This window comes from Niabella beijingensis, from assembly GCF_020034665.1.
GTDB classification, from domain to species: Bacteria; Bacteroidota; Bacteroidia; order Chitinophagales; family Chitinophagaceae; genus Niabella; species Niabella beijingensis.
Genome location: NZ_JAIQDI010000002.1, coordinates 1,899,256 through 1,912,941, shown reverse-complemented (window position 1 = coordinate 1,912,941; position 13,686 = coordinate 1,899,256). Strand labels below are relative to the sequence as shown.

The following is a 13,686-nucleotide window of genomic DNA, read 5'->3' as shown; positions in this document are numbered from 1 at the left end:
CAAATTACGGAAAGGCTTCAGGTCGTGCGGCGCAGCCACCTACCCGTAATTAACATTTAATTAAACGAATGCCGGAACTCCAGCGGCGATTGGCTGGTTTTGGTTTTGAACAACTTACTGAAGGACTGCGGATGTTCAAAGCCCAGTTCATAAGCAATTTCACTTACAGACAGGCTGGTGGAGGAAAGTTTTTCCTTTGCTTTTTCAATCAGTTTTTCGTGGATCAGCTGCTGGGTGTTTTGCCCCGTGAGCGACCGCAGCATATCACTTAAATAGCGGGGCGACAGATTTACCTGGCCCGCCAGGTATTCCACAGAAGGTAACCCGCCGGTCAATGATTTTTCATCCGTAAAATAAGATTCCAATGCCTGTTCTGTTTTTGCCAGCAGGTCATTATTCGTCACCTTTCGGGTGATGAACTGGCGTTTGTAAAACCGGTTGCTGTAGTTGAGCAATACTTCCAGGTAGGATACCAGTACATCCTGGCTGATCTCATCAATGGACGTATTCAATTCATCGTTTATGCTTTCAAATAACCCCAGGATCACTTTCTTTTCTTTTTCCGACAGGTGCAGTGCCTCATTGGTATCGTAAGAGAAAAAACCATATTTCTTTATCGTTCTGCCGAGGGGATAATTACGGATCAGGTCCGGATGAAATAACAGCGTATAACCATAATATTCTGCCCCATTATCCGTAGCGATCAGCTGGTTGGGCGCCGTAAACAGCATCCCGCCTTCATTAAAATCATAATACCCCTGTCCATAGCCCATGCGGCCCGTAGTGGAAAACTTATAGGAGATCTTATAGAAATTAAGAAAAAAAGGACGATCCAGCCGCTCGATATTGGTGTTTATTTTTGAATTGTCGGCCAGGCTGATCAGGGGATGTACCGGTTTGGGCAATTGCAGCAGGGCATGCAATTCCGATATCGATGAAATGCGCAGCGGCGGTTTCTTTTCCATACTGTAAAAATACAAAATCCGGGGCCCGTGCAAAAAGGTATTATCCGGGCCCCGTGGAGATTAATGATGCAAAAATTGTTTTCCCAGCCAGGCGCGGAAGGTCTCATCGCCCTGTTCCAGCCGTTGGGCGTACAGTGCTTTCGCGTCTTCGCCGGCTACATAACGCAGTTTATTTTTGCCATCCGTGGCGGCCTCATATACCACTTCAGCAATTTGTTTCGCAGTGGAGGCCGTTTGCATCATTGCACCAAAGCCATTCATCATTGCCTGTATCATCGGGTCGTATGCTGCACTGCTTGTCAGATCCAGCGAGCGCCCTGCAAAATCCGTTTCAATGCCGCCGGGTGATACGGTCTTGATGTTTACACCAAAGCTGTTCAGTTCAAACGCCATGCTCTCGCTCCAGCCTTCCAAAGCCCATTTGGTGGCATGGTACGTAGACCCGAACGGAAAGGCGATAAGCCCACCGATAGAGGTAGTGGAGATAAAGAGGCCCTTTTTCTTTTCCCTGAAATAGGGGATAAAAGCCTGTGTTACACGGATCACACCCAGCAGGTTGGTGGTCAGTTGCCGCACGATCTGCTCATCGCTGAGTGCTTCCAGCGGGCCAATCAATCCATAGCCTGCGTTGTTGAATACCACATCCACCCCCTGAGCCGTGGCTGCGTTTACGGTGGATTGGATCTGTGATACATTGGTTACATCCAGCGGCAGGAGGGTAACATGCTCCAGGGTGGATAGTTCGGCAGCTTTTTCAGGGTTGCGCATCGTGGCGATCACCTTCCAGCCCCGGCTTTGAAACAGTTTTGCGGTAGCTTTTCCCAGGCCCGAGGAGGCTCCTGTAATAAAAATTGTCTGTTGCATTTTTTGTGTTTTAAATTGATACTGCAAAAATCGATCAGACAATACCCCCGGCACGAAGCCGGATTGAGTTTGGTTGTATCCAAAATGACAGGAGATAAGCTTGCAGAACCAAACAGGTGTTAGCATCTACCGGCGGGCTCAGGATTCCATCAGTCCCATTAATAGCTGAGGGGAAAGAAACCGGTCAATACCCGCCCCTTACTGGATGTTTTATCAAAATCAAACTACAGGCTCTCGATATCGGTTGCTACTATGGACAGGTCATCATTGAACTGATGGCCACCGCTGGGCAATTCACGAAAAACGGACCGGGGCAGCTGTTGCCGGTAACGTGTGAAGTGGTCGAACGGCACCACTTCGTCATCCCTGCATTGATAGAAAAAAAGCGGGATGTCTTTCGGCAGTTGCGCTGGAAAACCTTCCTGCAGCTTTAACGGCTGCACCCAATCCTGATCGCCGTTCCAGTAGGGGGGCGCGACGAGGAACACTCCGGCAATGGTTATTCTGACGGTGTTCTCTGAGAGGTATTTTAGCAGCATGGAGCCCCCTAGGGAATGGCCCGTTAGAATAAGCCCGTCGCTGGCAGCAGCGATCTGTTTGTCGATATGGTGAAGCCATTGGCGGGCTACTTCCATAATGATTTCATCGGCCTGCACCTGGGGATAATGTACCTGGTAAGCGGCGCCCAGCGCTTCCTGTAATGAGGCGGCCAATGGTGCATCGGCAGTAAAACCGTCGTCACCGCCACCCTGTATGAAAAGTACCTGTTTGCTCATATAAATTTATAAGATGGTTCGATAAAATGAAGGCCCGCATTACAAAGGTCTTGCCAACGCTGTTTTTTAGAGATTATATAAAGATAGTTTAAAATAATTTTCTGCAAATGGGCACTGGTACCTTTGCGGAGGAGCGGTATTTTCCGGGGGAATAATAAAGCACCCTGAAATAAATACCGCTGTTTGTTTTTAAAACGGGTGGTTACTGTGAATTGAATTATTTTTATCCTGCTTTTAAAACAGTAATACATACACATGAAACAACGATGCTTCCTTTTATTATTTTTCGTTTTTTCGTTGTCTGCATCCGCGCAGCAACGCCCCAATATTATCGTATTCCTGGTGGATGATATGGGATGGCAGGATTGTTCCTTACCCTTCTGGAAAGAAAGAACGCCACTGAACAAACGGTACCATACGCCCAATATGGAACGGCTGGCGGCGGAAGGGATGCAATTCACCAATGCCTATGCAGCACCGGTATGTACGCCTTCGCGCACGGCAATGCTTACCGGAATGAACCCGGCACACCTGCGGATCACCAACTGGACATCACCCGCAAAGAACAACAATACCGATGCCCCCGATGATCAGTTTGCACCGGCAGACTGGAACATCAACGGGCTAAGCCCCGTACCGGGTATTGAACGGACGGCCTATGCCACACCTTTCCCCGGCCTGTTAAAAGAGGCGGGCTATTATACCATTCATGTGGGCAAAGCACACTGGGGCTCGGTGGGTACACCAGGTGCCAGCCCGTACAATATGGGCTTTATGGTGAACATAGCAGGACATGCCGCCGGTCACCCGCAAAGCTATTGGGCCAGTGAGAACTATGGCAATTTTCCCAGGCAGCAACCGAAGGCACAGGCCGTACCTGACCTGGAACAGTATTTTGGAACGGATACTTTTTTAACCGAGGCGCTTACGCTGGAAGCATTGAAAGCACTGGAAACGCCCATAGAACGGAAGCAGCCTTTTTATCTGAACATGGCGCACTACGCCGTGCACACGCCCATTATGGCCGATCCGCGTTTTATAAAGAAGTACCTCGATGCCGGGATCGATAGTACAGAAGCCGCCTATGCCACCCTGGTGGAAGGGATGGACAAAAGTCTGGGCGATATTATGGACTACCTGAAACACAAAGGAGTGGACGGGAATACGGTGATCATTTTTATGAGTGATAACGGCGGGCTGAGTCTGGCTGGCGCAAGAGGCGGCAAAGCGCATACCCAGAACCTGCCGCTGCGGGCCGGTAAGGGTTCTGTGTACGAAGGCGGTATCCGCGAGCCGATGATCGTAAAATATCCCGGTGTGGTAAAACCCGGCACCATCGCTGAACAATATGTAATCATCGAAGATTTCTTTCCTACTATACTGGAACTGGCGGGTATAAAGAATTATAAATTGATACAACAACTGGATGGCAGGAGTTTTGTACCGTTGTTAAAGAACCCGGCATTAAAAGATGCCACGCGCGACCTGGTGTGGCATTACCCCAACAAATGGCAGAATGCCGGAGGCCCGGGCATCAACTATTTCAGCGCGGTAAGAAAAGGCGACTGGAAGCTGGTATACAGCCTGCGTACCGGCAAGGCGGAGCTGTATAATCTGAAAGAGGATATTGGAGAAACAAACGATCTTGCTGCACAGCAGCCGGCTACAACCAGGGAGCTGCAGTCCCTGCTGGGCCGGCGGCTGAAGGACTGGAACGCTCCCATGCCGGTGGATAAAAAAACAAACCGGCCCGTAGCAGTACCTTAAACCGGCGGCCGGTGAGACTCTATTCTTTAAAAGCAATTAATTATCATATACAGAGACTCTGTTGTAAATGCCTTGTGTTGGAGGATATAATTGGCGTTGATGCACAACGGCACCTGGAAAAAAATAACGGATGTCTTTTATCGTCAGGAGGAGGGAGTTCTAAAATTATCTTAAATACCGGGAAAGTCTGTCAGCGGTAGAATCGGCTAAGCCCTCTTTATGCAGCAGGACAGAAATGGCTTTCATTTGCATATAAGGAATGCTAAGGTACATATATCCCTTTCGGCCGGATTGGGAGCCCCAGGAATTTTTGCATTTATAATAAAGATGGTCCTGTTGATCTTTTACAAGCCCTGTGATGTGCATCAGATGGTCATCGGTGGTTTGGAAATTTTCAAAAGCGTCCTGGCGCAGCTGTTGTGTTACCTGCTTTTCCGGCCGGAATTCTGTTAGTATGCGCCGGTTGTCGGCGGTATCTGCAGGCAGTGAAACTACTCCCTGCTCAGCTGAAAAGGTGGGCTCTGTGCCATCTACATCGAGGGCTACAGAATAACCGGAAGTGATTGCATGGTTAATATTGTCAATAAACTCATCAAGCGGAAGATTCAGGAGCTCCTGGTTCGCCCAGTTGGCCGGTATACTTAATACAAAGGGCTTGTAAAAAGGAACATGGGAAAAAGAAGTAATGGTAATGTAATCATCGGGATTCAGTTTTGTATAGGCCAGGAAGCTTTGTGATGTATAGGTGTTGCCATTATAGTCAAACCGGGCCGGAACCGGCCCGAGGTATTTATCCAGTACCTGGGGGACGCTTTGCTTCCAGGCTACTCCCGGGTTACCGGCCGGATTTGCATATCTTTTTACCGAGTCTTCCAACTCCTTAAATAACTTGAAATGGTTGTGTTGGGTTTGGCCGTTGATCAGTCCGGTGTAGGCCGATTCGGGCAGGAGGCCATAAAAGGAAGCGCTGATGATGGGATCATGATTGAGCCCCCCTTCGGTAAAGCGGGCCGTGCCTTGCCTCAGGATATAATTCTGAGCTTTTAAAAGATAAGCACTCCGGACAAAATACATTTCGGATAGTTTGATCTGTTCTCCTTTCAGACGCATGATCTCGGACTCCAGGAAGGAGGCGGTTGAAAAGCTCCAGCAGGTACCCGAAGCCCCCTGTTCGGTCACCGGTAAGGCCGGCATTTCCTTTACAGGAGTGAAAATGTATTGGCTTTCCGGCAGCTTTGGCTGAGCGGGCTCTTTGGATTTATGATTACATGCCAACAAAAGGAAAAATAAAGGGAATATATATTTTTTTCTCATAGAGGTATTTGTGGTTTTATCTTATTGCTGGTGATATGGATAAGACGGCATCGCTACTATTTCAAAGAAAGTGCGATTACCGCCGAAAGCGAAGCTATAATCGGTAAAAGGCCATTTATGCCGGGCCAGTTACCGGTTAGAATAGGTGTTTACCGGCAATGGCTCCCGGCAGTTAAGTTAAACTTCGACTTGGGTTGCTAAAAACTGCCGCTGGTAAGATGCCAAATAAAACACGAATAGCATCAGTGTGCCTGCGGCGATTTTTTTATGCTTGCAGGGGACGATGGTTTTGCAGGCCCGGGTGGTGCTCCTTTTTGCATTTTCGCAGGTGATTTTCAAATCCATATTACCCGGAGCGGCAACTACGGCTTTTTGCTGCCACTTCAACGCCTCATCCCTTTCTGCTCTGTTTGAATAAAGTGTTTGTATGAATGTCCGTCATATGCAGTCCGAAAACCATTAGGAACGGAAAATACTCTATTTATGGGGTAGCCGGTTTATTATTGTGAAAATGACATTTTTTTTTATATTTGTGCAATCGATTTCATTTTTACGGATTTGTTTGTTATGATATATCAGGTGCCATATGTTTAAGCGGATTTTGATAAATGTGCTATTGCTTTGTGTTCCGGGGCTGTCTGTCCGGGATAAATTGTTCAATAATATGTTCATCCCAGGAGATATGGCGTGGCTGCCTGGCCTTTTTTGATAATTAAAATGAAGACTGCTTTATTCCTGATTAATTTATTAGTGTGGTGCTGCGCCGTGGCTCAGGATATTACATTTTCACCGTTGGACAGAAGATTTGAGCTCCATGAAGAGCAAATCCGTTATGTAACGCAATTACCGGACAGAAGGCTGGTCGTTTTTACAGAAAGTACTGTTAATTTATTCAATGGCGGAGGGTTTAAAAAAATTGATGTTGACGAAAAAAACGTAATAGCGCTGGACGAATATACGCCGTATCAATACAAAGGATATTTGACTGATGGCAGGCTTTGGGTAAAAAATCAGAACCGGCTTATTGTAATAAACATTGCCGCCGAAAAGAGCCAGGAGGATCCCCTGGATTATTTAAAAAGTCTTGGGTTCCCGGCCCCGCCTGTAAACCTTTTTGTTGATACTTATGGTGACATTTGGGTGCTTACAAAGACTGAAAAGTTGTATCGTTATGACCAACGGGAAAAGAAAGTATCCGTCTTTTTGGAAACAGTAACAGCTAATGGATTAAAGAACGATCAGCTGCTCGATATTGCAAGACTTAATGGACTGGTTTACCTTTTTTATCGATCAGGCCTGATGCGGTGCCTGGATGAAGCTACCGGCAAAGAAGTGTACCAGGAGAACTTTCAAAAAGAAGGATACGCGGATACCCGGACGCGGCTTTGGGTTAACGTGGTGGGACCGTATTTGTACCTTGTGCGAAATGATGTTGGGCAGGGGCAGCTGGTAAGATTTGATACCCGGAATCGCAGCGCTGCTGTATTACTGGAAACGAAACAGTATTGGCTCAATAATCTTACTGCAGATAAGTCGGGGAATTTCTGGATTTCAGCAAAAGTGGGAATGTGGTATTTCCCGTCAGGAGCAGATGCCGGAAGGTACTATCCTTATCTTACATTGACGGATGGACGCAGGGAAGATAATGAGGCATATACGTTATTATATGATCAGCAGGGAGGTTTATGGGTGGGCACCTTTAATAAGGGATTGTATTATTATCATCCGTCGCGTTCCCGCTTTTTGAATATTGATAAAAGTTTTTTTGAACAGGGCGAGGGAGATGACCTGCGTATCTATAGCGTTCTTTCATCTGCAGGAAAGCTTTGGGTGGGCGCTTTAGATGGTTTATACAGGACAGACTGGAAAAACGGGGCACCGGTCGGAAAATTTAAAAAAGCAATGGCGGGCTCGGAGGTCCGGGCTTTGTACCGTTCAAAATCGGGTACGGTATGGGTAGGTTTATCTGAAGGCTTGTATGTTTTAGGTAATGACGGAAGCTTGAGCCGGCATCTGGATATACCTGTAACTTATATTTCGGAGACAGCAGAGGGATCCTTGTGGATATGCACGCCCAATCGCGGACTTTATCTGTATGATCCTGTGGCAAAGAAGGCTACCTTATTGTTTTCTGCTGCGGTATTGAACGGTGTCAAACAGGTGATTTCCTGGAACCGCTACTGGGCGGGTGTTTCAGCAAAAGGGCTTTTTTTTATTGATAAGAGCGATCATTCCCTGCACCTTTCCACCGATAGCACCGGAATTAAGAATCGTTCTTATCCACTGATAAAAGATTATTTCATCTGTATTTTTTCTGACGACGAGGGGCTCCTGTGGATCGGGTCATTCGGCAATTTATACGTCTGGGACCCCGCGAAAAAAAAGCTGTATCAGCTGGGAGCCGGTGAGGGACTGGTGAATCAGAACATCAAAGGGATTATTCAGGACAAGGATAAAACACTATGGGTGACAACATCCCGGGGTATTAGTAATATTCAAAAAGTATCGGCTGATACAGGGTATCATTTTATCGTACAGAATTATAACCGGTATGATGGAGTAATGGATCATACGTTTTCCGAACGCGCCGTTTATGCCGATACCCTGCAGGAGCTTTTTTTCGGAGGCGTCGATGGATTAAATATGCTCAATCGAGACATCCGGGTTCATACATATGAAACGCTGTCACCGGTTTTGTCTGGCTTCAAATTGTTTGGAAAGCCCGTAAGCGAGGGGGCTGCCGATGACGGGAGAATTATTCTGGAGCATGCGGTGGCAAGCTCTGACAGGATCATATTGCGCTATAACCAGAATTTTTTCAGTATTGACTTTGCAGGATTAAATTATATTAATCCTTCCAATACGTATTTCAAATACCGGTTAGAAGGGGTAGATGATGACTGGCGCGTGGAAAGATCGGCATCCGGTACGGGCGAAGCCACTTACACCAGACTGGCACCGGGCGAGTATCGGTTTCTGCTTTTTGCCAGCGCAGACGGTAACAGGTGGTCAGAAACGCCAAGGTCGCTGCTTATCGTAATTGAGCCTCCCTTCTGGCTGACAATTTATGCCAAATTAATCTATGCCATCTTACTGATGGCTGTTGGATGGTATTTATACAGGCATTTTAAACAACGCAATGAACAGAAACGACAAAAGCAGCATAAAGAAGCTGTAGAACAAGCGAAAGCCGCTTTTATTACGAACATAAGCCATGAACTAAGAACACCGTTGACGTTGATCACCACGCCGTTGAAATCGCTTATTACAAGGGTTACTGATACAGAAGTAAAAAATGATTTGCAACGGATAAGCAATAATTCCGATTTGTTACTGGATAATATCAACCAGTTATTGGAATTCAAAAAAGTTGATGAAGCAGCCGAAGTGCTCCAATTAAAATATGTTACCAACCTTTCTTTCCTAAAGGAGCTGTTTGAGGTGTATGCACCCCTTGGGAAAGAAAAGCACATACATTTTGATGCAATGGTACAGGATATTGATAAAGAAATGTGGATCGATACTTCGAAGGTGACCCGCCTGGTCACTAATCTGCTGTCCAATGCATTTAAGTTTACACCGGCAGGGGAGCATGTTGTTGCAGAAGCAGGCCTGAACGCGGAAATGGATTTGCTGATCATTAAAGTTAAAGATACCGGGGTGGGGATATCAAAAGAAGATCAGGCCCGGATCTTCGACAGGTTTTACCAGTCTGCTAATCAAATTGACGGTAACACCGGTAGTGGAATAGGACTGTTTATGGCGAAACAATATGCCGAAATGCATGGAGGAACTATCGCTGTTTCTGGCCGCAGGGGAGAAGGCTCCCTGTTTGAAGTCAGGTTGCCTGTTGATGAGCGGAAACCAGGCGCCGGTGACAGCGAGTCAAAAGATGAGCAGAAAAAAACAATCCTGGTGGTGGAAGATCATGACGGGCTTCGCGAGTTTGTGAAAAGGGAGCTGGACGGTTCTTACAATGTCCTGACGGCAAACAATGGTGTGGTTGGACTTGAAATGGCATTACAACAGCATCCCGACCTGATTATTACAGACAGGATGATGCCGGAAATGAATGGAGATGAGCTGAGTAAAAGAGTGAGGGGCGATATTTCAGTTTCGCATATTCCGATCATTATGCTTACGGCCAGAACCTCTGATCAGGCACGGTTTGAGGGGTATGAATCGGGGGTGGATGCCTATCTGGTAAAGCCATTTGATATGGAATTACTTCGTTTACGTATCCGTAAACTGATGCAGCTGGCGGAAGCCCGTCGCCGGTCTTTTGGTACGGAAAGAGAAATTAAGGTAGCTGCGATTACTACCAATACCCTGGATAAGGAACTATTGGAACGTGCGCTACAGTGTGTGAACGGAAATTTAGACAATCCCGACTATTCGGTCGAAAAATTCAGTTCCGATATGCTCATGGACCGCACCGGGTTATATCGAAAGCTAATGGCGCTTACCGGCCAATCGCCCACTAATTTTGTCAGAACGATACGACTTAACCGGGCGGCGGAATTGCTTTTAGAAAAACAACTCCCTGTTTCAGAAATTGCTGCTGAAGTCGGATTTAACAGTGTTTCTTATTTTTCCAAGTGCTTTCATGAAAAATTTGGAAAAACTCCCAGTCAGTACGGCGAATAAGCCGCTGATTTAATTTGCACTTCGCCGTATCGTAATCACGACTTATAACACTGGTTATGCAAGTTGTTGGTACGCTCAATACTTCCGGTCCCGGCCGGTAAGGCCATTTCCGCCGGACCATTGGGCAATACTCTTTCCGGAGGGGAGGTTGACTGCTCCGCAGCAATTCATAATAGATCAAAGGCGCGCGCATACAGGCGTTCGTTTTTTAATTCATTACTGGTGAATGTTTTAATTGGTGATCAACATTTCCGGTATACAGATTTCAACATGCGTTACAACTGTTTCAACATAAGTTAAAAGCGTTTTTTGACAATGAAGCTACTTTAGTGGACCAGTCCTGCGATAAAAGAGGCCTGGAAAAAGATAAATACCTAAGGAGGAAATTAGGATGATCCTTGAGGGTATTTTTTGAACTCGAAATGTAACCGATTACATTTTTGGGTGCTGAACCGGTGTGTTTTGCCTGCGGAGGTATACGGTCCATCCTTAACAGGTTACAATACATTAACAGGGCGTTACGAATGTAACCGATTAGAAGATTTTAAAAACGATGGGCCATCCGGATTTGTTGTCAGCGATTTTGCGGAACCCCTGTTGTAGTACCGGTACGAGTATGCTTCAACCAGATCTGTTTATGCTTGCTTGAGCCGGTCCTTTACCCGGAACGGTGAATGTATGCATTTTCGTCTGGCTTCTGTTAAAATAACGATGTAATTGTAGTGACTTGTGAAATTATAAGTATCTTATGAAGAGGAGTTTTATTTTGTGTTTTCTGACACTTTTAGTTTTCGATGTCGGCGCCCAATATTTTATAACTGAAAATGCCGGTAGTAACGACTTTCCCATTGTTACGGCTACCGGTGTGGCGTCCATATTTGTAGAAGCTTCGGAAGACACGCTGATCCATAAAACGGCCGCGCTGTTGCAAAAAGATATAGAAAAGGTGACGGGAAAAACCCCTCGGCTTGTCGATAAAATTGATGCTTCGAATAATGTGATCATCATTGGTACGGTTGGCCGAATGACGGGCGTCAGACAGCTGATGAAGAATAACCGGATTGATGCAAGTGTCCTGAAAGGCAAGTGGGAAGCATTTAAACTGCAAAATATCAGAAAACCCTTCCGCGGCGTTCAAAATGCACTGATTATTATAGGAAGCGACAGGCGGGGTGCTGCGTATGGAGTTGTTGAGCTTTCCCGGCAAATGGGCGTTTCTCCCTGGTATTGGTGGGCTGATGTACCTGTCAGAAAGCAAAAAGAAGTGTATTTCAAAAACGGAGTGTATAATTACCCTTCTCCTTCAGTAAAATACCGTGGTATTTTTATTAATGATGAGGCTCCTGCATTTAGTGGCTGGACAAAGGAAAAGTTTGGCGGTTTTAATCATAAAATGTATGAGCATTTATTTGAGCTGCTGCTCCGGCTCAAAGCAAATTATTTATGGCCGGCTATGTGGGGGAATGCCTTTAATGATGATGATACGCTTAACCCGGTATTAGCGCATCGCTGGGGTATTGTAATGGGCACGTCTCATCATGAGCCCATGCTGAGGGCCCAGACCGAATGGAAACGATATGGCAAAGGTGCGTGGGATTATGAAAGAAACGAAAAGGGACTGCAATCGTTTTGGAAAAAGGGAATAGAAAATATGCGCGGTCATGAAAGTATCCTTACGATTGGGATGCGGGGCGATGGCGATGAGCCGATGACAACAAGAACCGCAACAGCGCTCCTGGAAAGGATAGTAAAAGATCAGCGGAAAATTGTGGAAGAAGTGACCGGGAAACCTGCGTCCGAAACCCCACAACTATGGGCACTGTACAAAGAGGTACAGGATTACTACGACAAAGGAATGCGTGTGCCCGATGATGTTACGCTTTTATTGTGCGATGATAACTGGGGCAATATCCGCCGGTTACCTGATTTGAATGCAGAACCCCGTAAAGGTGGATATGGTATTTATTATCATTTTGATTATGTAGGTGGCCCAAGAAATTACAAGTGGATCAACACCAATAATATAGCCAGGGTGTGGGAGCAAATGCACCTGGCATATGAGCACAATGCCCGCCAGGTATGGATTGTAAATGTGGGCGACTTAAAGCCCATGGAACTGCCGACAAGCTTTTTCCTTGATTATGCGTGGAATGTAGATAACTGGAATGAAGATAATCTATCCGGTTATTACCTGAAATGGGCGACCCAACAGTTTGGCGGTATTTATGCAAAGGAAATTGCCCGGATTCTGGCAACCTATGCCCAGTATGCCTCCCGCCGGAAGCCGGAACTGTTAGATGCAAAAAGTTACAGCATTACCAATTATAATGAAGCCAACCGGGTAGCAGAAGCGTGGAATTTATTACAAAAAAAGGCGGAGGAGATTAATGCCAGAATACCGCAGGAACAGAAAAGCGCGTTTTATCAATTGGTATTGTACCCGGTGAAAGCTTATGGGAATCTTCAGCATATGTATACGGCGCTGGCCTGGAATGACTATTACGCAAAGCGAAATAATTTGCTGGCAAATAAATATGCCGGTGAAGCAATACAGTTTTACAAGAACGACTCCTTAATAACGGTTGCCTACCACCAGCTGAATAATGGAAAATGGAACCACATGATGTCCCAGAAGCATATAGGCTATACTTCCTGGCAGGAACCGGCAGTGCAAAAGATGCCGGAGGTAAGGTACGTGAAAGAAGGCAGCGTCCGGAACGCTGAAAGCACTGTTTTATCAACACCGCCTGCTTCGCCCGGGATTGCCGGAGATGACAAAGGACCTGCATTCTATGAAAAAGACGGGTACGTTTCTATTACTGCGTCGAACTTTACAAGAAAAAAAGAACAGCCCGGTATAGCATGGAAACTAATTCCGGGTATTGGTCGCGAAGGGGACGGTATCACCACTTTCCCTGTTACCAGGAACATCAGTAGGTTGTCAAAAAACAAACCCCAGCTTCAATATGATTTTTATACATCCGGCAAGGGTAATGTTAAGCTGAATATTTATACCTCCCCAACGCTTAACTATACCGACAGTGAGAACGGCCTGCAATATGCTATTTCTATTGACGACGGTGAGCCGCAAATAGTATCCATCAATAAATTTAAGGTAGACAGCCACCCCTGGGCCCGAACTGTATCGGATAATATAAACATTACGGATACCGATCACAGGATTGATAAAGAAGGTAAACACACGCTGAAGTACTGGATGATCAGCCCGGGTGTGGTATTGCAAAAGTTAGTAGTGGATATGGGAGGCCTGAAACAAAGTTACCTCGGACCTCCAGAAACGAAGATCGAAAACCGGTAAACTTATGTAAAGGGCAAGGAGGTAAATTATAAAC

At 46.1% G+C, this 13,686-nt stretch carries 8 protein-coding genes; 3 read left to right on the top strand and 5 right to left on the bottom strand.

What is annotated here, in order from left to right:
• Nucleotides 1–56 precede the first annotated feature (56 nt).
• From K7B07_RS24000 to K7B07_RS23990, 3 genes are all read right to left on the bottom strand, one after another.
• Entirely contained in the window at nt 57–965 is a 909-nt protein-coding gene (locus K7B07_RS24000) for a helix-turn-helix domain-containing protein (RefSeq protein ID WP_223713086.1), read from the bottom strand.
• Nucleotides 966–1,025: 60 nt separating this feature from the next.
• Entirely contained in the window at nt 1,026–1,829 is an 804-nt protein-coding gene (locus K7B07_RS23995; protein ID WP_223713085.1) for an SDR family oxidoreductase, read from the bottom strand.
• A gap of 224 nt (nt 1,830–2,053) precedes the next feature.
• On the bottom strand, nt 2,054–2,605 hold the full coding sequence (locus K7B07_RS23990; RefSeq protein WP_223713084.1) for an alpha/beta hydrolase: 552 nt from the start codon (nt 2,603–2,605) through the stop codon (nt 2,054–2,056).
• Between the two features lie 255 nt (nt 2,606–2,860).
• On the opposite strand from K7B07_RS23990, the gene K7B07_RS23985 reads away from it, so the two are divergent.
• Nucleotides 2,861–4,372 carry a sulfatase gene (locus tag K7B07_RS23985; protein WP_223713083.1) on the top strand — a complete coding sequence of 504 codons (1,512 nt, stop codon included), beginning with the start codon at nt 2,861–2,863 and terminating at the stop codon, nt 4,370–4,372.
• 165 nt (nt 4,373–4,537) lie between these two features.
• On the opposite strand, the gene K7B07_RS23980 is transcribed toward K7B07_RS23985, so the two are convergent.
• Nucleotides 4,538–5,686, bottom strand: a complete 1,149-nt coding sequence (locus tag K7B07_RS23980; RefSeq protein WP_223713082.1) for a C1 family peptidase — start codon at nt 5,684–5,686, stop codon at nt 4,538–4,540.
• Nucleotides 5,687–5,863: 177 nt separating this feature from the next.
• On the bottom strand, nt 5,864–6,073 hold the full coding sequence (locus K7B07_RS23975) for a hypothetical protein (protein ID WP_223713081.1): 210 nt from the start codon (nt 6,071–6,073) through the stop codon (nt 5,864–5,866).
• Between the two features lie 405 nt (nt 6,074–6,478).
• Between K7B07_RS23975 and K7B07_RS23970 the strand changes: the two genes are divergently transcribed.
• Together K7B07_RS23970 and K7B07_RS23965 are read left to right on the top strand one after the other, a co-directional pair.
• Entirely contained in the window at nt 6,479–10,333 is a 3,855-nt protein-coding gene (locus K7B07_RS23970; protein WP_223713080.1) for a hybrid sensor histidine kinase/response regulator transcription factor, read from the top strand.
• Nucleotides 10,334–11,081: 748 nt separating this feature from the next.
• The gene (locus tag K7B07_RS23965; RefSeq protein ID WP_223713079.1) at nt 11,082–13,652 is read left to right on the top strand and encodes a glycosyl hydrolase 115 family protein; all 2,571 of its coding nucleotides are present in this window, start codon (nt 11,082–11,084) and stop codon (nt 13,650–13,652) included.
• Nucleotides 13,653–13,686: the final 34 nt, after the last annotated feature.